General features: G+C 48.8%; 23 protein-coding genes. 19 read left to right on the top strand and 4 right to left on the bottom strand.

Annotated elements, in window-relative coordinates:
• Window positions 1-97 precede the first annotated feature (97 nt).
• The 6 genes from parC to BQ5809_RS09400 all read left to right on the top strand — a co-directional run bounded on the left by parC (window position 98) and on the right by BQ5809_RS09400 (window position 9,282).
• On the top strand, window positions 98-2,371 hold the full coding sequence (parC, locus tag BQ5809_RS09425; RefSeq protein WP_003786791.1) for a DNA topoisomerase IV subunit A: 2,274 nt from the start codon (window positions 98-100) through the stop codon (window positions 2,369-2,371).
• 13 nt (window positions 2,372-2,384) lie between these two features.
• Complete coding sequence (locus BQ5809_RS09420; RefSeq protein WP_003786794.1) at window positions 2,385-3,992, top strand: ATP-binding protein; 1,608 nt, start codon at window positions 2,385-2,387, stop codon at window positions 3,990-3,992.
• Window positions 3,989-5,647: a sigma-54-dependent transcriptional regulator gene (locus tag BQ5809_RS09415; protein ID WP_003786796.1), complete on the top strand. Its 1,659-nt coding sequence runs from the start codon at window positions 3,989-3,991 to the stop codon at window positions 5,645-5,647. Before BQ5809_RS09420 ends, BQ5809_RS09415 begins: the two co-directional genes overlap by 4 nt.
• A 185-nt stretch (window positions 5,648-5,832) precedes the next feature.
• Window positions 5,833-6,738 (top strand): AAA family ATPase, encoded by a 906-nt coding sequence (locus BQ5809_RS09410; RefSeq protein WP_003786802.1) that lies wholly within the window; start codon window positions 5,833-5,835, stop codon window positions 6,736-6,738.
• Window positions 6,739-7,701: a DUF58 domain-containing protein gene (locus tag BQ5809_RS09405; protein WP_003786804.1), complete on the top strand. Its 963-nt coding sequence runs from the start codon at window positions 6,739-6,741 to the stop codon at window positions 7,699-7,701.
• A 66-nt stretch (window positions 7,702-7,767) separates the two neighbouring features.
• Window positions 7,768-9,282: a polyamine aminopropyltransferase gene (locus tag BQ5809_RS09400; RefSeq protein ID WP_003786806.1), complete on the top strand. Its 1,515-nt coding sequence runs from the start codon at window positions 7,768-7,770 to the stop codon at window positions 9,280-9,282.
• A gap of 53 nt (window positions 9,283-9,335) precedes the next feature.
• Here BQ5809_RS09400 and BQ5809_RS09395 read toward each other — a convergent pair whose 3' ends face one another.
• The 3 genes from BQ5809_RS09395 to upp form a co-directional block, all read right to left on the bottom strand.
• On the bottom strand, window positions 9,336-10,130 hold the full coding sequence (locus tag BQ5809_RS09395) for a thymidylate synthase (protein WP_003786808.1): 795 nt from the start codon (window positions 10,128-10,130) through the stop codon (window positions 9,336-9,338).
• A 12-nt stretch (window positions 10,131-10,142) separates the two neighbouring features.
• Complete coding sequence (locus BQ5809_RS09390; protein ID WP_003786810.1) at window positions 10,143-10,460, bottom strand: DUF2322 family protein; 318 nt, start codon at window positions 10,458-10,460, stop codon at window positions 10,143-10,145.
• 82 nt (window positions 10,461-10,542) lie between these two features.
• Window positions 10,543-11,175: a uracil phosphoribosyltransferase gene (upp, locus tag BQ5809_RS09385; RefSeq protein ID WP_003786812.1), complete on the bottom strand. Its 633-nt coding sequence runs from the start codon at window positions 11,173-11,175 to the stop codon at window positions 10,543-10,545.
• A 127-nt stretch (window positions 11,176-11,302) separates the two neighbouring features.
• On the opposite strand from upp, the gene BQ5809_RS09380 reads away from it, so the two are divergent.
• The 9 genes from BQ5809_RS09380 (at window position 11,303) to BQ5809_RS09340 (ending at window position 18,916) form a co-directional block, all read left to right on the top strand.
• Window positions 11,303-11,713, top strand: a complete 411-nt coding sequence (locus tag BQ5809_RS09380) for a hypothetical protein (RefSeq protein WP_003786814.1) — start codon at window positions 11,303-11,305, stop codon at window positions 11,711-11,713.
• A 14-nt stretch (window positions 11,714-11,727) separates the two neighbouring features.
• On the top strand, window positions 11,728-12,693 hold the full coding sequence (locus BQ5809_RS09375; protein ID WP_003786815.1) for an asparaginase: 966 nt from the start codon (window positions 11,728-11,730) through the stop codon (window positions 12,691-12,693).
• 33 nt (window positions 12,694-12,726) lie between these two features.
• Complete coding sequence (locus BQ5809_RS09370) at window positions 12,727-13,053, top strand: DUF2185 domain-containing protein (protein WP_003786818.1); 327 nt, start codon at window positions 12,727-12,729, stop codon at window positions 13,051-13,053.
• Between the two features lie 9 nt (window positions 13,054-13,062).
• Entirely contained in the window at window positions 13,063-13,530 is a 468-nt protein-coding gene (ribH, locus tag BQ5809_RS09365; protein WP_003786819.1) for a 6,7-dimethyl-8-ribityllumazine synthase, read from the top strand.
• 17 nt (window positions 13,531-13,547) lie between these two features.
• Window positions 13,548-13,991: a transcription antitermination factor NusB gene (gene nusB, locus BQ5809_RS09360; RefSeq protein ID WP_003790367.1), complete on the top strand. Its 444-nt coding sequence runs from the start codon at window positions 13,548-13,550 to the stop codon at window positions 13,989-13,991.
• Window positions 13,992-14,017: 26 nt separating this feature from the next.
• On the top strand, window positions 14,018-14,362 hold the full coding sequence (locus BQ5809_RS09355; RefSeq protein ID WP_003786824.1) for a hypothetical protein: 345 nt from the start codon (window positions 14,018-14,020) through the stop codon (window positions 14,360-14,362).
• Between the two features lie 58 nt (window positions 14,363-14,420).
• A complete protein-coding gene (gene argC, locus BQ5809_RS09350) occupies window positions 14,421-15,470 on the top strand; it encodes an N-acetyl-gamma-glutamyl-phosphate reductase (RefSeq protein WP_003786826.1) in 1,050 nt (349 codons plus the stop codon).
• Between the two features lie 18 nt (window positions 15,471-15,488).
• A complete protein-coding gene (locus BQ5809_RS09345) occupies window positions 15,489-16,331 on the top strand; it encodes a lysophospholipid acyltransferase family protein (protein WP_003786828.1) in 843 nt (280 codons plus the stop codon).
• Window positions 16,332-16,405: 74 nt separating this feature from the next.
• Complete coding sequence (locus BQ5809_RS09340) at window positions 16,406-18,916, top strand: heavy metal translocating P-type ATPase (protein WP_032827712.1); 2,511 nt, start codon at window positions 16,406-16,408, stop codon at window positions 18,914-18,916.
• A gap of 76 nt (window positions 18,917-18,992) precedes the next feature.
• Here BQ5809_RS09340 and trxB read toward each other — a convergent pair whose 3' ends face one another.
• Window positions 18,993-19,940: a thioredoxin-disulfide reductase gene (gene trxB / locus BQ5809_RS09335; RefSeq protein ID WP_003786831.1), complete on the bottom strand. Its 948-nt coding sequence runs from the start codon at window positions 19,938-19,940 to the stop codon at window positions 18,993-18,995.
• A 202-nt stretch (window positions 19,941-20,142) separates the two neighbouring features.
• Between trxB and rpsF the strand changes: the two genes are divergently transcribed.
• From rpsF to rplI, 4 genes are read left to right on the top strand one after another with little or no spacing between them, the layout of a single operon-like run.
• Window positions 20,143-20,517, top strand: a complete 375-nt coding sequence (gene rpsF, locus BQ5809_RS09330; protein ID WP_003786836.1) for a 30S ribosomal protein S6 — start codon at window positions 20,143-20,145, stop codon at window positions 20,515-20,517.
• The gene (gene priB, locus BQ5809_RS09325) at window positions 20,518-20,814 is read left to right on the top strand and encodes a primosomal replication protein N (protein ID WP_003786837.1); all 297 of its coding nucleotides are present in this window, start codon (window positions 20,518-20,520) and stop codon (window positions 20,812-20,814) included. It abuts the gene before it with no gap.
• Window positions 20,815-20,819: 5 nt separating this feature from the next.
• Window positions 20,820-21,050: a 30S ribosomal protein S18 gene (gene rpsR, locus BQ5809_RS09320; protein ID WP_002641495.1), complete on the top strand. Its 231-nt coding sequence runs from the start codon at window positions 20,820-20,822 to the stop codon at window positions 21,048-21,050.
• Between the two features lie 15 nt (window positions 21,051-21,065).
• Complete coding sequence (rplI, locus tag BQ5809_RS09315) at window positions 21,066-21,518, top strand: 50S ribosomal protein L9 (protein ID WP_003786838.1); 453 nt, start codon at window positions 21,066-21,068, stop codon at window positions 21,516-21,518.
• Window positions 21,519-21,754 lie beyond the last annotated feature (236 nt).

The raw sequence follows: 21,754 nt of genomic DNA, 5'->3' as shown, positions 1-21,754 counted from the left end.
TAAATACTCACAGTTAAAGTGCAGGCTGCTTTACATTTGTTAAGCAGCCTGCATTTCGTTTAAAATAGACCCCTTTATCTATTCATATAATATTGTAATGATTGTTTCAGCCGACACCCTAAACCTAGCCGATTACGCCGAACGTGCCTACCTAGAATACGCCATGAGCGTGGTCAAAGGACGCGCCTTACCAGCCGTGCAAGACGGACAAAAACCCGTGCAACGCCGCATTTTATTTGCCATGAAAGACATGGGTTTGGCGCACGGTGCAAAACCCGTGAAATCGGCGCGTGTGGTCGGCGAAATCTTGGGTAAATACCACCCACACGGCGACAGTTCCGCCTACGAAGCCATGGTTCGCATGGCGCAAGATTTCACATTGCGCTATCCGCTCATTGATGGCATCGGCAATTTCGGCTCACGAGACGGCGACGGCGCGGCGGCAATGCGTTACACCGAAGCGCGTTTGACCCCGATTGCGGAATTGTTGCTGTCTGAAATCAATCAAGGCACGGTGGATTTTGTGCCGAATTATGACGGCGCATTTGATGAACCCGTGTCGTTGCCAGCGCGTTTGCCAATGGTTTTGTTGAATGGCGCAAGCGGTATTGCGGTGGGCATGGCGACTGAAATTCCGTCTCACAATTTGAATGAAGTAACCCAAGCGGCGATTGTGTTGTTGAAAAAGCCGAATTTGGAAGTAGCTGATTTAATGAAATATTGCCCTGCGCCCGATTTTGCTGGAGGCGGACACATCATCACATCAGCGAAAGATTTGCAAAACATTTACCAGTCGGGCAAAGGCTCGGTGCGTGTTCGTGCGCGTTACGAGATTGACAAAATGGCGCGTGGACAATGGCGCGTGATTGTGTCGGAATTGCCACCGAATACGTCTGCCGCGAAAATTTTGGCGGAAATTGAAGAGCAAACCAATCCCAAACCCAAAGCGGGCAAAAAACAACTCAATCAAGACCAACTGAACACGAAAAAATTGATGTTGGATTTGATTGAAAAAGTGCGCGATGAAAGCGACAGCGAACACCCCGTACGCCTTGTTTTTGAACCGAAATCCAGCCGCGTTGAGCCTGAACATTTCATTAACACACTGATGGCGCAAACCAGTTTGGAAGGCAATGTGTCTATCAACCTTGTGATGATGGGCATGGACAATCGCCCAGCACAAAAAAATCTGAAAACGATTTTGCAAGAATGGCTGGATTATCGCGTGGCGACGGTTACGCGCCGTTTGCAACACCGTTTGGACGCGGTGGAAAAGCGCATTCACATTTTGGAAGGGCGCATGATTGCGTTTTTGCATATTGATGAAATTATTAAAGTTATTCGCGAATCGGACGAGCCGAAAGCGGATTTAATCGCTAAATTTAATTTGACGGAAATTCAAGCGGAAGACATTTTGGAAATTCGTTTGCGTCAGCTTGCGCGTTTGGAAGGGATTAAATTAGAAAGTGAATTAAATGAGTTGCGCGATGAACAAAGCAGCCTGCAACATTTGTTAGCCGATGAAAATGATAAGAAAAAATTGATTATCAAGGAAATGCAGGCAGACGCGAAACAATTTGGCGATGAACGCCGCACATTGGTGGAAGCCGCCGAACGCGCCACGCTGACGCAAACCACAGCCGATGAACCAATTACGCTGATTTTGTCGCAAAAAGGTTGGATTCGCGCTCGTGCTGGGCATGATGTGGATTTGTCGCAAATCGCGTTTAAGGAAGGCGATGATTTGCAACAAGTTTTGGAAACGCGCACGGTGCAGCCTGTGATTGTGTTGGACACGTTGGGGCGCAGCTATACGATTGACCCTGCCGATGTGCCGAAAGGGCGCGGTGATGGTGTGCCTGTGGGTTCGTTGATTGATATTCAGGCAGCCGCTAGTGTTTTGACGATGATTGCTGGCTCGGTTGATGAACATTATTTACTTGCCAATTCAGGTGGTTATGGATTTATTTGTAAATTGGAAGATTTGCATTCGCGCTTGAAAGCTGGCAAAACAATCATGATGTTGGAAAGCGGCGAAGTGGCGTTGCTGCCTGAAAAAGTGTATTTGTCTTCGTTGATTAACCCTGATTGCAAAATCGTGTTGGCGACGGCGCAAAATCGTTTACTCGCGTTTCCGATTGGCGAAATGAAGATTATGGCGAAAGGACGCGGTTTGCAGCTGATTAGTTTGCAAGACGATGATAAATTGGTATTGATGAAAATGGTCAATACGCCTGATTACACGTTGGAAATTGTGGGGAAACGCAGTGGTGTGTCGCATGAAACATTGCACGTTTCCGATATTGTCAATAAACGCGGACGCAAAGGCAAAATTTTGGATATTGCAGGCAGCCTGCAACGCATCATTTAAGCGAGAAGAATTCATGCAACAAACAGCAGAACGAAGACACCATAATTGGGAAGAACAAATCCACCGCATGATTGGCTTAATCAATATTGCGCGGATTGCTATTTTGTTTTCTCTACTAATTTTTATTGCCGTTGTGAGCAATTTGGTGGGTATCGCTGGTAACCAATCTTATTTGCCATTGATTACAAACATGGCATGGATAAAAATTTGGTGTATTGCGTATAGCGCGTTAATTGGTGTGAGCCTATTTCGACCAGAGTGGCAACTGCAAGGACAAAATAAACTGCCCAACATCAGCTCTGTTATCGACATCAGCATGATTGCCGCCTTGGTCTTTTTGGCTGGCGGTGTAGAATCGGGTTTTGCGATTTTGGTTTTGCCTTTTTTGGCGACTTCGTGTTTGCTGAGTTATGGTCGCTTTCCGTTGTTGTATGGCAGCTATGTCGCGCTGCTGGTGTCGTTTGATGTGTTTTGGCATCTGCAACCATTTTCATCGTTTGTTGTGCGGGATAACTTAAACCTGCTGACTAGTCAAATAGTTTTGATAGCGGCGTGTTATTTAGTACCCTTGCTGACTTCGTTTTCGGCAGAATATCTAGCCAGTGCCGATGCGCGAATTTTGCGCCACAAAACCGCATTCGAGCGAATGAGCGGATTGAACCATATTGTGCTAAACCGTGTGCAAGAAGCGGTGATTGTGTTGGACGCGCAACAACAGGTTTGGCTGTTTAATGACCAAGCGCAGCAATATATCCCTTATTTAACCGTGGGTAAAACAGTTGAGCCATTTGGTTCAATTATTCAAAAATGGCGAAAGCAGCCTGCACGCATATTTGAAGACAATTGTGTGTTGATGTATCAACCCATGCACGTTCGCGCCGTGCCATTGGTGCAAGAAAACACCGAATTATTGATGCTGTTTATCCGCTCCGAGCAGGAACGGCAAAAAGAAGCACAAACGGTTAAACTCACTTCGCTGGGTTTGCTCACGTCTAATTTGGCGCACGAAATTCGCAATCCCTTGTCTGCCATGCGCCAAGCCAACGACTTGCTTAAAGAGAACAACGAGAACAATTTGCCGTTGGTTGCACGTTTAACCAATATCATCGAAAAAAATATTGCTCGGGTAGATAAAATGATTGAAGACGTGTCCACGCTCAATAAACGCGACCGTTTGAATCCGCAAACCATCGACCTACACAAGTTTTGGTTTGGGTTTATGCAAGAATTTCAATTAACGCGCCCCGAAAGTGCAGGCTGCTTGCGTGTGGATTTACCCAAAGAATGCTTAACCGCAGAATTTGACATCGCGCATTTGCAACAAATTGTGTGGAATTTGTGCAACAATGCGTGGCGACATAGCAAAAAGCAGCGCGATAGCGTTGTGGTGAGCATTATCCCAGATGGCGACACCATTCATTTGCGCGTTCAAGACGACGGGCCAGGTGTCGCCCCAAAAATATTGGAACACTTGTTTGAACCGTTCCAAACCAATCAGGCAGAAGGAACGGGATTGGGATTATACGTTTCACATGAATTAGCTCATGCCAACAAAGGCGATTTAATATACGACGGTAAAAACAAAGCCTTTGAACTGATTATGCCAAGGAAATTATCATGACCAAACACAGTTTGAATCGCCCCGTTTTGATTGTGGACGATGAATCCGATATCCGCGATTTAATGGAAATGACCTTAATGAAAATGGGTCTAGCGGTGGACACAGCAGAAGGCGTGGTTGTTGCCAAGAAAAAGCTCGATGCCAACCGCTATTCGCTGGTGCTAACCGATATGCGTATGCCAGATGGTTCGGGTTTGAGCGTGGTAGAACACATTGTCGCGCAAAACAACGATACCCCTGTTGCTGTCATCACTGCGTATGGCAATGCCGACCAAGCCGTGCAAGCACTCAAAATTGGCGCGTTTGATTATCTGCAAAAACCGATAACGTTGGCACAACTGCGAACGCTGGTTAAATCGGCGATTAAAGTGCAAGACGAAAGCAAGCAGCCTGCACCGATTAGCCAACCTAAAACCGTTACGCCCGAACCCGAGCCAGCCAAAGTGCAGGCTGCTTTGAGCCACGAAGCCGCCGTCAGTGATTGGGGCGATAGTGCCGACTGGCAAGCTGCTGCCGATAGCCTAACCGAAGATTACACGCAAACCGCCAAACGCAGCACAACCGCACGCGCTCCCACGCGCCGTAAAAACGCCAGCAGCAAAAACATCACGCCCGATGATGTTGTACCAGCCGTTGCATCAACAAATAGTGGCGTAACCCTACAAAGCGATGCTGATTTGCCGCGCCTGCTCGGTTCATCGCAACAAATTGAAACCGTGCGCCAGATGATTCGCAAACTTGCCAGTGCCGTTGTGCCTGTCTATATTTCGGGCGAAAGCGGTTCGGGTAAAGAGCAAGCCGCGCGCAGCATACACGAATTATCGCCACGCAAAGATGCACCGTTTATCGCTGTAAACTGTGGTGCAATTCCCGAAAATTTAATGGAAAGCGAATTTTTTGGCTACAAAAAAGGCAGCTTCACAGGTGCAGACCAAGACCGTTTGGGCTTTTTCCAACACGCACACGGCGGCACATTGTTCTTGGACGAAGTGGCAGATTTGCCGCTTGCCATGCAAGTCAAATTACTCCGTGCCATTCAAGAAAAAGCCGTGCGCCGAATTGGTGATGCGCAAGAAGTCAAAGTTGATGTCCGCATTGTGTCCGCCACGCACAAAAATCTGTCTGCATTGGTAGAAAGCGGCGCATTTCGCCAAGACCTGTTCTATCGCCTGAACGTGGTAACGCTGAATATGCCAGCTCTGCGCGATATGCACGAAGACTTGTGGGGCTTAATCCAACACATTTTGCGCCGTCATCAAGGCGATAGCGAAGTTGCCATGACCGAAGACGCGCGTGAAGCCCTGTTGCGCTACAACTACCCAGGCAACTTCCGCGAACTGGAAAACATTTTGGAACGCGCCGTTGCCCTGTGCAGCAATCGCCTGATTGATGTGGACGATTTGCAAATTAACGTAGACCCACTCAACCAAATCGACCCAGAATCGCTCGAAGGCAACCAACATCAAGTGGTAAACGGTTTGCCCAACTTCCAAATGGGTAACACCCAAATTCAAGATTATTTGGACGACATTGAACGCCAAATCCTGCAATACGCGCTGCGATTGACGCAAAACAACCGCACTCAAGCCGCCAAAATGCTGGGGATTAGTTTCCGTTCGATGCGCTATCGTTTGGAACGCTTGAATATTGAATAATCAATATGATTATTAAAGTGCAGGCTGCTTTTTGCCCTTTTGTCCAAATTTTTGATTTGGGTATAAAAGGGTATGCCGTAGGCATAAATGCTCACAAAAAGCAGCCTGCACATTTGTTGCAATAATAAGCACGATATAGCTTGGGTTGTGCCCCAACAATCCAATCAAAACAACAAGGAAACTTCATGAACGCAGAATTTACTTCACTGTTTCAACAACTCAACACCGTGATTTTGGGCAAGGAAACCGTGCTAAAACAGCTGATTGCGAGCATTTTGGCAGGCGGACACGTTTTGCTAGAAGACGTACCAGGCGTGGGCAAAACCACGTTGGCGACTTCGTTGGCGGCGGTGTTGGGTTTGAAATATCAGCGCGTGCAATTTACCAATGACATGCTGCCTGCGGATTTGTTGGGCGTGAATGTGTTTATGCCGTCTGACGGTTCGTTCAAATTTCACCCAGGCCCTGTGTTCAATCAATTTATGTTGGCGGACGAAATCAACCGCGCGTCGCCAAAAGTACAATCTGCGCTACTGGAAGCAATGGAAGAAGGTCAAGTATCGGTGGACGGCACAACGCACCGTTTACCGAAACCGTTTTTGGTGGTGGCAACGCAAAATCCGTCTGAACAACTTGGCACATTCCCCCTGCCTGAAAGCCAATTAGACCGTTTTATGATGCGTTTGAGCATGGGCTATCCTGTTGAAGAAGCGGAAAAAATGTTGTATCACATGGGCGACCGCCGCCAACTGGTTCACAAAATTGAAGCAGTCGGCACGCCTGAAAAATTGTTGCAATGGCAAGCGCAAGTGCAACAAGTTACGGTATCGGAAGCGGTGGCGGCGTATATTTACCGTTTGGTGGCAGCAACGCGCCGTGCTGGGGTGTTTGCGTTGGGTTTGAGTCCGCGTGCAGGTTTGGCGGTGGCGAATGCGGCAAAAGCGTGGGCATTTTTGGAAGGACGTGATTTTGTGCTGCCCGAAGACGTGAAAGCGGTTTGGGTGTCGGTGGGCAATCATCGTTTGCAATCGTTGCAGCAACAAAACAGCAGTAAGGTTTTAGCGGAAATTTTGGGACAAGTGGCGGTGTAAATGTTTCAATTTAAACCAAAAGAAATGTTACAACTGGCGCAAGAAGGCACGATTTCGGGGCGACACGTTGCGTTGCGCCCAACGAAATTGAGCGTTTCGCTGTTGGCGTTGAGCGCGGCAATTTGGGTGGGCGCGGTCAATTATCAAGTGAATGTGGCGTATGCGGTGTGCTTTTGGGTGGTGGGATTTATTGGCGTGGCGGCTTTGCAGACGCGCCGTCAGTTGCTTGGTTTGCAAACGGAATTGGTGTTTTCCGATGAAGTTTTCGCTGGGCAAACAGCTGATGTGTTGGTGCGATTGCATGGCGGCGGGCGTTTTCGTGTGCTGTGGTGGCGTGGCGAATACGCGCTAAAACTGGACGAACACGATGAAACGCAACATTCCATTTGGCAACGCGTCGAGCTTTCAAGTAGCCTGCACATTGCCGAAAGCATTTGGGCGATTCCGATTGAGCGGCGTGGTTATTTTCCGCGCCCATTGTTGTTGAAATTGGCAACTTCTGCGCCGTTTGGTTTGTTTCATGCAGAATGTCGCGTCGAATGGCAGGCGGACGCGGTGGCATTTGCCGCACCTTTGTCGCACGATGATTTCGGTACGGTGGCAGAAGGCGACCCCGAACAAACGCCACAACAAGCTGGCGCACACGGCGAAGACATTGCCTATTTGAAAAATCATCAAGATGGTGCGAGTTTGCAACACGTTGCGTGGAAAGTGTACGCCAAACGCGGCGAGTTGATGGACAAGGTGTTTGACGAGCCGCCGCCAGCGAAACACAGCGAAAATATTTCGTATCGCGATTATCCGCAGGGTACACCTGTTGATAAATTAGCCAGTTTGCTGACGTATCGCGTGTTGCAAGCCGACAAAACGGGCGCACCGTACACGTTGGAATTGCCAAACACCACGCTCACACCGCAAAATGGTTTGCGTGAAAAATGTTTGAATGCGTTGGCATTGATGTAACCAAAAAATGCAGGCTGCTTTTTAAATCACGCAAAAAGCAGCCTGCACGCTTATCTAGGTCTGATTATGAAACTATCGCGCACCCTTATTTTGTCCGTATTCGTTGTGGCAAGCTGCGGCTTGGCATACGAACTCATCATAGCGGCATTGGCGAGCTATTTGCTGGGCGACAGCATTTTCCAGTATTCGTTCATCATCGGTTTGTATTTGTTTTCCATGGGCATTGGCGCGCACCTGACGCGCTACATCAAAGACGAAGACGCACTCACGCGCTTCATAGAAATTGAATTGCTGGTTGGACTGCTGGGCGGATTGTCGGCATTGTTTTTGTTTACCGCGTTTGGCTTTGCCGCCGCACCATTTCGCACTTTGCTCTATGCGCTGGTGTTGCTGGTTGGCACGATTGTCGGCATGGAAATCCCGCTTGTCATGCGCGTACTCAATCAACAAGAAGCCGATTTCAAAGAAATTGTCTCGCGCGTTCTCACTTTTGACTACATGGGCGCACTAGCCGTGTCGCTGCTGTTTCCGCTGATTCTCGCGCCCAAGCTCGGCATGGCACGTTCCGCTTTGCTGTTTGGCTTGCTCAACGCCGCCGTTGCCGTGCTGACCGCCAAAGCCTTTCGCGTCCAGTTGCCGAACTATGCCAAGCTGCATTGGCGTGGCTGGCTGGTGTTGGCAATGTTGGCAATGGCTTTTGTTTACGCCAATCGCTGGGTGTTGCAAGCCGAGCAGCGTTATTTTGGCGACCCCGTGGTTTACGAAAGCCATTCGCCCTATCAACGCTTGGTGGTAACACAATGGAAAGACGATACACGATTGTATATTAACGGAAATTTGCAGTTTTCATCGCGTGATGAAGCCCGTTATCACGAAGCCTTGGTTATCCCAGCCATGCAAATGGCAGCACAACATCAGCGCGTGTTGATTTTGGGCGGCGGCGATGGTTTGGCAGCACGCGAAGTCTTAAAATACCCAAATGTTCAACAGCTTACTTTGGTGGATTTAGACCCCGACATGACGCGCACATTTCAAACGTCTGCCAAACTGGTTGCGCTCAACCAAAACGCACTCAATCACGCCAAAACGCGCATTGTGAACGCCGATGCCGCGCAATGGCTGGAAAGCAATCGCGAGCAATTTGACGTGATTATTATTGATTTGCCCGACCCGTCCAATTTTGCGTTGGGCAAATTGTATTCTGTGCCGATGTATCGTTCGGTGGCGCGGCATTTGGCGGACGGTGGCAAAATCGTGGTGCAGTCCACATCGCCGTATTTCGCGCCCAATGCGTATTGGTCGGTGGTGGCGACTTTGGAAGCAGCAGGGCTACGCACCGCGCCGTATCATGCCTATGTGCCGAGTTTTGGCGAATGGGGTTTTGTGTTGGCAGATAGAGCAGGGCAGTGGCAGCCTATTGCCCAAATTGACGTGCCAACGCGCTTTTTGGACACGCCTACGCTGGCAGAAATGTTCCGTTTTCCGCCCGATATGGCACGGCGCGAAGTTGAGCCAAATTATTTGAATAACCAAAAATTGGTGGCGTATTTTGAACAGGATTGGGCGAATGTGATGCGATAGATAAAGTGCAGGCTGCTTTTTCAAGTATAAAAAGCAGCCTGCACTTTGTTTATTCACACCGACACATCGGCTTTAATATGCGGATGTGGGTCGTAATCCACCAATTCAAAATCGTCAAATGTAAAGGCAAAAATGTCTTGCACATTGGGGTTGATTCGCATTTTGGGCAGCGAGCGTGGTTCGCGGCTTAATTGCAGTTGCGCTTGCTCCAAGTGATTGCGATACAAATGCGCGTCGCCCAAAGTATGCACAAATTCGCCTGCTTGCAAGCCGCACACTTGCGCCAACATCATGGTCAGCAAGGCATAGCTGGCGATGTTGAATGGCACGCCCAAAAAGATGTCTGCGCTGCGTTGATAGAGCTGGCACGACAATTTGCCATCTGCCACATAAAACTGAAACAGCGCGTGGCAAGGCGGCAATGCCATGTCATCTACTTCGGCTGGATTCCATGCCGACACGATTAAACGGCGGCTGTCGGGATTGCGTTTGATCTGCTCTACCAAGTTGGCGATTTGGTCAATCGTTTCGCCGTTTGCGCCGCGCCATGAACGCCATTGTGCGCCATATACGCGCCCCAAATTACCGTTTTCGTCTGCCCATTCGTCCCAAATTTTGACGCCATTTTCTTGCAGATAGCGGATATTGGTATCGCCCTGCAAAAACCAAAGCAATTCGTGAATAATGGATTTTAGGTGCAGTTTTTTGGTCGTCAAAACAGGGAAGCCGTCCGCCAAATTAAAGCGCATTTGATAGCCAAACACCGAGCGCGTGCCTGTGCCTGTGCGGTCGGATTTGTCGTTGCCGTGCGCCAAAACGTGCTGCATAAGGTCAAGATAGGGTTTCATAAGCAGCCTGCACTATGCGCGAATGGGGTTAAGGCGATAGGTCAAGTTTTCGTTTTGCACTTTAAATAGCAAATCAATGTTCGGGTGCTTGCCTCGGTTGGCTTGGGCATCGGCAACGTGTTCGGCAAACCAGTCCAAACCTTGTTGCGCGGCGGCGGCGTTGAGTTGTCCGTTAAATTGTTCTGCCAAGGCGTTATACAATTTTAGGCTACCCAATTTGCCTTCTACCGCTGGAATGTGGTGCAACACTGCGCCTGTTTCATCGCAAACGTCCAAGCCGCTCAAATGGGCGATGTCGGGCATTTGTACCAAGTTTTCTTTAAAAGCCATGATGTGAATCCTTTGTGTGATGTAGATGTGCAGGCTGCTTTATTAGTTTACAAAGCAGCCTGCACTTTTTATGGATAAATGTTTACGCGTGTTTCGTGCCAAAAATCTTATCGCCCGCGTCGCCCAAACCTGGAATGATGTAGCCATTTTCGTTCAAATGACTATCCAACGCAGCGGTAAAAATCGTTACATCGGGGTGGGCATCGCTCACGACTTTTACGCCTTCGGGCGCAGCCACCAACACCAACGCTTTTATGTTTTTGCAGCCTTTGCTTTTGAGTAAGTCAATCGTTGCGACCATAGAACCGCCAGTTGCCAACATTGGGTCAATAATCAAGGCAGGACGTTCGTCCATTTTGTCCACCAATTTTTCAAAATACGACACGGGTTGCAAGGTTTCTTCATCGCGCTGCAAACCCACTACGCTGATTTTCGCGCTTGGAATCAAATCCAACACGCCGTCTAACATACCCAAGCCTGCGCGTAAAATCGGCACAACGGTAACGGTTTTGCCTTTGATGCGCTCGCCTGTCATTTTGCCGCACCAGCCGTCAATTTCGTATTCTTCCACACAAAAATCGCGCGTGGCTTCATAAGTCATCAAACGCGCTAATTCTTTGGTTAAAGTGCGAAATTTGCCTGTGCTGCAATCGGCTTCGCGCATTAGGGTTAATTTGTGTTTTACAAGTGGGTGGTTGATAACGTGTAATGCCATTTTGTTTGCTCCGACTGGTTAAATAGTAAAAACGGCGCGTATTATATAACCACTCTCAACGTGCAGGCTACCGAAATTTCAGGTATATTCCGCCCTACGACCCACCTTGTTGATTAGGAGCAAAACCATGTTCAAACGACCCGAAGAAGTGATTATGGCAATCTTGGCACTGCTGTATTTGGTGCTGACGTATTTTTTGGCTGGTTGGGCAACCGCCGCATCGGTTAAATATACGTTTTTGATTTTGGGCTTCAATGCTGTTTGGGCGATTGCTGCGTTTTTGCTGTGGCAAGCCGACCGCATTCGTTGGCTCGTGCCGTTGCTGTTGGGCGTGTTGGTTTTGTGTTGGACGCCGTGGCTGGATTGGTTCATGCTGCGCGATGTTTTGCCTGCGGCTGATGGCAGCGTGTTGTTGCCGCCGCGTCCTTGGTATGCAACTTGGTGGTTTAAAGGCATTTTGGCGTTGATTCCTGTTGTGGTGGGCTATATTTGGCAATACAAACGTCATCATCATCGCAAAATCAACGGTTTAATTTAGAAAGCAGCCTGCACATGAAAAGAATTTTTGTTTTATACACAGGTGGCACAATCGGCATGACGCAAAGCGAACACGGTTTGCGCCCCGATACGCAAATCGTCCACACCGCGCTCGCGCCCTACGCAAGCAGCCTGCACTTGGATTGGCACGTTTGCGAACCGCTCATCGATAGTTCTGCCGTGTCGCCGCAGCATTGGGCAGAGTGGCTTGAAATCGTGCAACAAAAATTGCCGCAATACGATGGCATGTTGGTTTTGCACGGCACAGACACGCTTGCCTACACCGCTAATTTGTTTGCGCTGGCGTTAGGCAAATTGGACAAACCACTTATTTTGACAGGCTCGCAAAAACCGTTTGGCACAGACGATAGCGATGCGCCCAAAAACCTGCTCACCGCCGTCAATGCCTTGCTGCGCGATGACGTGCGCCAAGTGTTGCTCGCGTTTAATGGCGATTTATTTCGCGCGGTGGGCAGCAGCAAAGTCAGCACCGAAACCGATGCAGGCTTTGCTAATGCGCATTTTGGCGTGTGGAATGATGAATCAATTGCACCATCTATCGCGTCCCAGCAAAGCAGCCTGCACTTAAATCGCGCATTCAATCCCAATATTCGCGTGTTGCCTTTGTTGTTGATTCCTGCTCACTCGGTGCAGGCTGCCACGTACGCGCTCAACACGTTTGATGCTGATGCCGCGATTTTGTTGTCATACGGACACGGCAACGCGCCCAACGATAGCGATTTGCTCGCTGCCATCGCCCAGTTTACGCAACAAGGCAAGCTGCTACTCAACATCAGCCAAGTGCAGCAAGGTTGTGCGGCGGCAGTGTATGCGCAAGGCAATGCGCTGCGACAATCGGGAGCGATTCAAGGTGGCAAATGCAATTTGGAAACCGCAACCGCGTTGTTGATGCTCGCCGCGCACAATCGTTGGACAGCGCAAGAAGTAGAGCTGGTTCTGCGCGATTGGCAACTGCTGTAATATAATCCCCTTTATTTTGGATACCCAAATCACATGAACAACCCCTTTGCACGAGCCTTATCCGCCGCCTTATCGTTGGCGATTGTGAGCCGCCAAGTCAGCGACCAAGGCGAGCCGATTGGCTTTTTGTATCACGAACAAGCCGACTTTCCCAACGACAGCGGTTGGCGATTATTCAGCGGACAAGAAAGCGATGAATATGCCAACAATCCCGATAATTTCCAAGTGCTGCCATTGAGCGAAATCTTGGACGAAAACCCCGAAATTGCCCCACTTATGCAACAATCGTTTGGCGCATGGGAATGGGACGATAACACCGAACAATTTACGGCTGTATCCGATTGGCAGCCCAAAGAATAGGAACAAAATATGAATACGATTTCTGCTTTGCCACAAGGCAAAGGCTTAAAAATTGGCATTGTTCAAGCGCGTTTTAGCAATGAAATTGGCAGCGCAATGGTTAAAGTGGCGCACGCTAAATTGTTGGAATTGGGCGTGGCAGATAGCGACATCACGCTGACCACCGTAGCAGGCGCGTTGGAAGTGCCGTTGGCGTTGCAAAACTTGGCGGCAACCGAAGCATTTGACGCGCTGATTGCGTTTGGCGCAGTGATTCGTGGCGAAACGTATCACTTTGAATTGGTGTCCAACGAATCTGGCGCAGGCGTAACTCGTGTGGGCTTGGATTTCAATATCCCGATTGCCAACGCGATTTTAACAACCGAAAATGACGAGCAAGCCCATGTTCGCATTGAAGAAAAAGCCACAGACGCTGCTTTGGTCGCGGTGGAAATGGCAAACTTGTTGCGCGAAATTCAAGCGCGATACGATGTATAACTTGTATGGAAAGTAAGATGAATCAACCCAAAACCAAAAAATCGCCACGCCGCCGTGCGCGTGAATTTGCCGTGCAGGCTTTGTATCAAGTGGCGATGAATCAGTCTATTGCTGCCGAAGTGGCAAGCCATATGCGCGAACATGGCGATTTCAAAAATGCTGATAACGAATTGTTTACCGAATTGTTTTTTGGCGCACATCAAAATCAACGCGAATATATGCAACACATTCGCCCACATCTTGACCGCGATGAAAATGCCGTTAATCCGATTGAACGCGCGATTTTGTTGCTGGCAACGCACGAATTGGCAGCTATGCCACAAACACCGTATCCTGTTGTGATTAACGAAGCGGTGGAATTGACCAAAACTTTTGGCGGCACAGATAGCCACAAGTTCATCAATAGCATTTTGGATAAACTGGCTGGCGAATTGCGCCCAGATGAACCAAAACGAAATTAATTTTTGACCCAGCATAAGGAATCACCATGAAACAGCCGTCTTTGTTTTTCCCTTTATTTTTGATTGTGGTTGGTGCGATTTGGTTGTTGCGTAGCATGGGCTGGTTTCCTGCTACTTCGGTGATTATCGCGGCGGTGTTGGTCATCACAGGCATTTTGACTTTGCTGCTAGACGGTATCAACAAACAATCGGTGGTGTCTGCGCCGTTGTTGATGTATATCGGCGGCGTGTTGTATGCCGTATCGGAAGAAGGTTATATGCTCAAACCGTTGATTGCGTTTGGTATGATTTTTGCAGGCTGCTTGATGTTGTTGGCACGTAGTCAGGCTATTCCGCCAAAAGCAAGTCGCAAATATCCGCTCAAGCCGTAAATCGCATAAAAAAGCAGCCTGCACTTTATAACCTTCACATTCAAAACAGGATTTTCTCATGACCAGCAAACTCAAAATTGGCATTGTCGGCGCAACGGGCTACACAGGCGTGGAATTGTTGCGCTTGTTGGCAAAACACCCACACGCAGAAGTAACCGCCATCACCAGTCGTGGCGAAGCAGGCGTACACATTGCCGACTATTTTCCCAGCTTGCGCGGTGTGTATGATTTAACCTTTCAAGACCCAGAGCAAGCGCAATTGAATCAATGTGATGTCGTGTTTTTTGCCACGCCACACGGTGTTGCCATGCGCGATGCCCCAGCATTGCTGGAACAAGGCGTGCGCGTGATTGATTTGTCTGCCGATTTCCGTATTCAAGATGTGCCAACGTGGGAAAAATGGTATGGCTTGCCGTTTACCGCGCAGGCTGCTTTGCAAGAAGCGGTTTATGGTTTGTGCGAACTCAATCGCGCTCAAATTCAGCAAGCGCGTTTGGTTGCCAACCCAGGCTGCTACCCGACTTGTGTGTCGTTGCCGCTGATTCCGTTGCTGCAACAACAAGCCTTGTTGCCGAATATGCCGATTATTGCCGACTGCAAATCGGGCGTATCGGGTGCAGGACGCAAAGCCGTGGTTGGTACGTTGTTGTGCGAAGCAGGCGACAATTTCAAAGCCTATGGCGTGGCAGGTCATCGCCATTTGCCCGAAATCAAGCAAACGATTCAATCGCTGCAACACGAAGTCGCCCAACAATTTATTTTTGTGCCACACCTAACGCCGATGATTCGCGGTATGCACGCCACGACTTATGTTCACTTAAAAGACGGCGTTCAACCGCATGATTTATTGCAACAATATTATGCCAACAGCCTATTTGTTGATGTGATGCCCATGGGCAGCACGCCCGAAACCCGTAGCGTGCGTGGCGCGAACGTGTGCCGAATCGCGGTGCAACGTGCGCCCGAATACACTGGCAATGTGTGGATTTTGTTGAGCGTGCAAGACAATTTGGTCAAAGGCGCGGCAGGTCAGGCGGTGCAAAACATGAATATTATGTTTGATTTGCCCGAAACCGCTGGTTTGGACAACGTGGCGTTGTTGCCTTAAACGTGCAGGCTGCTTTTGATGTTGAAATGTTTATTTAAACTGCTTGCCGCCTTGCCTTTGCCTGTGCTGCATTGGTTGGGCGATGTGTTGGGTTATGTGCTGTATGTCGCATCGCCGCCCGACCGCCGCCGCATTCGGCAAAATTTGGCGTTTGCCCAGTTGCCCAATCATCGCCGCGCTGTGTTGCAAGTGTGCCAAGAAACCGTAAAAAGCGGTTTGGAACTAGCGATTGCGTGTTTTAGGCAGCCTGCACAAATTAGCGCGTTGTTTACCCAAGTGTATGGCTGGGAACACGTTGAACAGGCGCAGCAGCAAGGTGCAGGTTTGTTGTTGATTACACCGCATTTGGGCAGTTACGATTTGGCAGGGCGATACATCAGCGAGCGTTTGCCTTGCCCTTTAACGGCAATGTACAAACCGCCCAAAATTCAAGCGTTTGACCAAATCATGCAACAAGGGCGGCAGCGTGGCAAAGGCAGAACCGCGCCCACCAATTTGCAAGGCGTAAAGCAAGTTATCAAAGCTTTGCGTCAAGGCGAAGCGACGATTGTGTTGCCTGACCACGTTCCCAATCCGCACGAAGGCGGCGACGGTGTGTGGGTAGATTTTTTTGGACAACCTGCTTACACCATGACGCTGGCTGGCAAATTGGCGCAAGTCAATAATGTGGTTACGCTGTTTTTTGTGGGAGAACGTTTGCCTAATGGACAAGGCTTTGCGCTGCACATCGCCCCTGTGCAAGGCGAGTTCACAGGCGACAAAGCCCACGATGCGCGTGTCATCAATCAAAATATTGAGCATTGGATACGCCATTTTCCGTTGCAATATTTGTTTGCGTATAATCGCTATAAACATCCATAAATCTTAATCATCTTAAAAAAAGCAGCCTGCATTTTATGGATTTAAAGTGCAGGCTGCTTTGTAAGGTTCACACCATGAACGACTCAAAAACCTGTTTCCATTGCGGCTTACCTGTTCCCGAAAACACGCATCTCTCCATTCGCTACGAACAACGAGAAGAACCTGCTTGTTGTGCAGGCTGCCAAGCAGTCGCGCAGGGCATTATTGACGCTGGGTTGGGCAGCTATTACAAAAACCGCACCGCCAACGCGGAAAAAGCTGCCTTGCCGCCCGATGAAATTTTGGCGCAACTGAAATTGTACGATTTGCCCGAAGTGCAAGCGGAATTTGTGGAAGTGCTGCCGCAAAACGAAAAAGAAGCCATGCTCATGTTAAGCGGCATCACTTGCGCGGCGTGTACTTGGTTGATTGAGCAACAACTTTTGCGCCAAAGCGGTATCGTGAAAGTGGAATTGAATTACAGCACCCAACGTGCGCGTGTGCGTTGGGACAATAGCCGTGTACAGCTTTCACAAATTTTGCATTTAATTCAACAAACTGGCTATACCGCCTCGCCTTACGATACGCAAAAAGTGGAAGCGCAAGCCCAACGTGAACGCAAAAAAATGCTGATTCGCCTAGCCGTTGCAGGTTTGGCGAGTATGCAAACGATGATGTTTGCATTGCCGACTTATTTGTATGGCGATATTGAACCGCAATATTTGACGATTTTGCATTGGGGCGGCTTTTTGATGGTGCTGCCTGCGCTGTTTTATTCGGCGCAACCGTTTTATCAAGGCGCGTGGCGTGATTTCCGCAATAAACGCACAGGCATGGATACGCCGATTGCGCTGGCGATTACGATGACATTTATTGCAGGTTTGGGTGCGTTGTGGAAAGGCGCGAGCGAAGGCTTGTATTTTGAAAGCATTGCGATGTTGGTGTTTTTCTTGTTGATTGGGCGATTTATGGAGCAATCGGCAAGACGCAAGGCTGGCGACGCGGCGGAGCGTTTGGTTAAACTTGTTCCTGCGTTTTGCCACAAAATCATCAATTTAGACGCGGAACAAACGGAAGAAGCGGCAGTCGTTACGTTGAAATCGGGCGATGTGTTGTTGGTTCGCGCTGGCGAAATTGTGCCTGTTGATGGCGTGGTGTTGCGCGGCGAAAGTGAAATCAACGAAGCCATGCTGACGGGCGAAAGTGTGCCGATTCAAAAAAATTCAGGCAGCCAAGTTACGGCTGGCACGTTGAATACGGCAAGCCCGTTAATCATTCAGGCACAACAAGTGGGCAATCAAACGCGATTGGCGCACATTGTGAAATTGCTTGACCGCGCTTTGTCGCAAAAGCCACGTTTGGCGATGTTGGCGGAAAAATATGCGTCTGTGTTTACCTTGGCGCAAATTGTGTTGGCGATTCCGACTTTTATCGCGTGGTGGTGGTATGCCGATGTGGTGCAAGCAGTGTGGATTGTGGTGGCGTTGCTCGTGATTACTTGCCCTTGCGCGTTGTCGTTGGCAACGCCGACTGCGTTGGCGGCAAGCATGGGGCGGTTGGCGAATGCAGGCGTGTTGGTGGCGCGTGGACACGCTTTGGAAACGCTGGCGCAAGTATCGGACGCAGTTTTTGATAAAACAGGGACGCTGACGGAGGGGAAATTATCGGTTACGCAATTTCACAATTTTTCAGGCAGCCTGCACGATACGGATTTGATTGCAATCGCGAAATTATTGGAACAACATTCAGAACACCCGATTGCGCGAGCGATTTTGAATTTATCGCTTACGCTCCCTCCCCTTGTGGGGGAGGGTTGGGGTGGGGGTTCGCATTCCGCCACGCAAATGGACGAAAGCGCGGAAAATCACATTCACATCGCACAAAAATTAAACAAAATCGGGCATGGCGTGTCGGCGCAAATCACGTTGCACAATCACACGCAAATTTGGGCGATTGGCAAACCTGATTTTGTGGCGGAAATTTCAGGCAGCCTGCCTGAAAAATTGTCGGAATTGGCGCAACAAGGCAGCGTGATTGTGTTGGGTAACCAACACGGTTTTCAGGCAGCCTTTTTGCTGCGCGACACGGTAAGAGCCGATGTAGCGGACGTGTTGGCGGCGTTATGTTCGCAGTCTATCGCGGTGCATATTTTGAGCGGCGACAATGCGGCAGCGGTCAATCAATTAGCCGATGATTTGGCGATTGAACACCGCCAAGCCGCCGCCACGCCCGAAGACAAATTGCGTTATATGCAGCAGCTTCAAGCGCAGGGCAAACGTGTGTTGATGTTGGGCGATGGCATTAACGATGCGCCTGTGTTGGCGGCGGCTGATGTGTCGGTGGCGGTGGCTGGCAGCGCGGACGTGGCGCGAGATGGCGCGGATATTGTGTTGTTGAATGATGATTTGGGCGCGTTGCCGTTGATGTTGCGACAGGCGGCGAAAACGCAGGCGATTATTCGGCAGAATTTGATTTGGGCAACGGTTTACAATGTGATTGTTGTGCCGTTGGCGATTGTTGGTTGGGTGTCGCCTTGGAAAGCGGCGATTGGCATGAGCGCGAGTTCGTTGTTGGTGGTGTGGAATGCGTTGCGGTTAAGGAAATAGATTGCCAATATGAAAAAGCGGCCTGCACTTTCTATCAACAGAAAAAGTGCAGGCCGCTTTTGTATTCACCAATCTATTATGCCAAACTATCCAACCAACGTTCCGCGTCCAAAGCCGCTTGACAACCGCTTGCCGCGCTGGTAATCGCTTGACGGTACACATGGTCTTTCACATCGCCAGCCGCCCAAACGCCTTCAATATTGGTCGCGCCCACGTTGCCTTCGTTGCCGCCTTTGGTGATTAAATAACCCGTTGCGTCCATGTCTAGCTGACCTTTAAAAATCTTGGTATTGGGCTGATGTCCAATCGCAATAAACACGCCTTTTACGGTAATGTCTTCGCTGCTGCCATCGTTGTTTTGCAAACGTACGCCCGTAACGCCCATTTCATCGCCCAAAATTTCTGCCAAAACCGCATTGGTTTTTAAGATGATTTTGCCTTCCGCCACGCGCTGCATCAATTTTTCTACCATGATTTTTTCGGCACGGAACGTGTCGCGGCGATGGATCAGCGTTACGTTGCTGGCAATGTTCGCCAAATACAAAGCTTCTTCCACCGCCGTATTGCCACCGCCAACCACTGCCACATCTTGACCTTTGTAGAAAAAGCCATCGCAAGTGGCGCAAGCCGACACGCCTTTGCCTGCAAATTGCTCTTCGCTGTGTAAACCCAAATATTTGGCAGACGCGCCAGTTGCAATAATCAACGCATCGCAAGTGTATTCGCTCATATCGCCTTTGAGCGTGAACGGACGTTGCTGCAAATCCACTGCATTGATTTGGTCAAACACAATTTGCGTGCCAAAGCGTTCTGCGTGTTTCAGAAAGTGTTCCATCAATTCAGGGCCTTGCACGCCATCGGCAAAAGCAGGGTAGTTGTCCACTTCGGTAGTCGTCATCAACTGACCGCCTTGCGCCATACCTGTGATGATAACAGGTTGCAAATTGGCGCGAGCCGCATACACTGCCGCCGAATAACCAGCAGGGCCAGAGCCTAAAATAATCAATTTGTGATGTTGAGCCATGATTGTTCCTTTTGTTGATTAAATAACAGGCGTGGATTGTACCGATTTTGAATGTGCAAATCAAAAAAGCAGCCTGCATATTTAGCTATCAGATTTAATTTGCGTTTTATTTTTAGGCTATGTATAATCACGCCCTTTGTAACCTTGCTACTCGCAAATCGCATGGCGAGTAGCTGTTTTTAATCAACCGTAAGGAGATAACATGCGTCATTACGAAATCGTGTTTATCGTTCATCCTGACCAAAGCGAGCAAGTGCCTGCAATGGTAGAACGCTATAAAACCATGATTACCGAAGCTAGCGGCAAAATCCACCGCTTGGAAGACTGGGGTCGCCGTCAATTGGCTTACCCAATCAACAAAGTACATAAAGCACATTATGTATTGATGAACATTGAAGCAACCCCTGCAACTGTTGAAGAATTGGAAACTGCTTTCCGTTTTAACGATGCGGTATTGCGTCATTTGACTATTCAAACCAAAGCTGCTGTAACCGAAGCGTCTCCAATGATGCGTGAAGAGAAATCAAAAAGCCTGATTTCAGAAGAAGCAGCAAGCGAAGAAGCAGCCGAAGCATAATTGAACAATCAATTTATCTTGACCGCTTGCCTACATAAAGTCGATGTTTTGCGTTACACGCCCGCAGGTGTTGCGGTGTTAGATGTGGTGCTGCAACACGAAAGTTGGCAAGAAGAAAATGGTTTAAAGCATCAGGTTAGATTTGAATTACCTGCTAAAATCATCGGTCAAAATGCTCAGGTTTGGCAGTATCGGCAGGGCGAAATGGTAACCGTAACAGGTTTTTTGGCGCAACGCAGCCAACGCATTATTCGCCCCATACTGCGAATTCAACACATTACAGAATATAAAGGTTAAACGACATGGCTCGTCAAACATTTAAACGCCGCAAATTCTGCCGTTTTACAGCAGAAAAAATCCAAGAAGTGGATTACAAACAAGTTGATTTGCTAAAAGATTTCATCACTGAAAACGGCAAAATCATTCCCGCTCGCATCACAGGTACAAAAGCACACTACCAACGCCAATTGGCTGTGGCAGTGAAACGCGCTCGTTTCTTGGCTTTGTTGCCTTACACTGACCAACATAAATAATTAGGAGTTTACATTATGCAAATTATCTTGTTGGAACGCGTTGCTGGTTTGGGCAACTTGGGTGATGTAGTAACTGTAAAAAATGGTTACGCTCGCAATTTCTTGATTCCTACTGGAAAAGCAAAACGCGCTACCGAAGCAAACTTGAAAGAGTTTGAAGCTCGCCGCGCGGAATTGGAAGCAAAACAAGCTGCTATTTTGGCTGACGCACAAGCGCGTAAAGCAAAATTGGACGGTCAAACCATCACTGTGGCACAAAAAGCAGGTGTGGACGGTCGCTTGTTTGGTTCTGTTACCAATGCGGACATTGCTGACGCAATCAAAGCAACTGGTGTAGAAGTTGTAAAAGCAGACGTTCGTTTGCCAAACGGCCCATTGAAAGCGGTTGGCGAATACGAAGTTGAGTTGGCTTTGCACGCCGACGCCGTTGCTAGCATCACTGTTGCAGTGGTTGCTGCTGCTGAATAATTATTAAGATGAGAGTGCAGGCTGCCTGATGTTTATCGGGCAGCCTGCATTTTTTATTGGGAAAAAATGATGTATCCAATTCAAGAGCCTTATCAAAGTGGCTGGCTGCAAGTGTCGGCAATCCATCAAATGTATAGTGAATTAAATTTAGATTAGTACCGCGTTGCCAACTCCCTTATGTACTAGCTGTACACGGCGGTCGTTGTCGCCTTGTCCTAATCTAAATTTAATCCACT

Origin of the sequence: Kingella kingae ATCC 23330 (assembly GCF_900111845.1) — a bacterium.
GTDB lineage: Bacteria > Pseudomonadota > Gammaproteobacteria > Burkholderiales > Neisseriaceae > Kingella > Kingella kingae.
The sequence above is the reverse complement of the archived record's forward strand: the minus strand, read 5'-3'. Positions and strand labels throughout refer to the sequence as shown.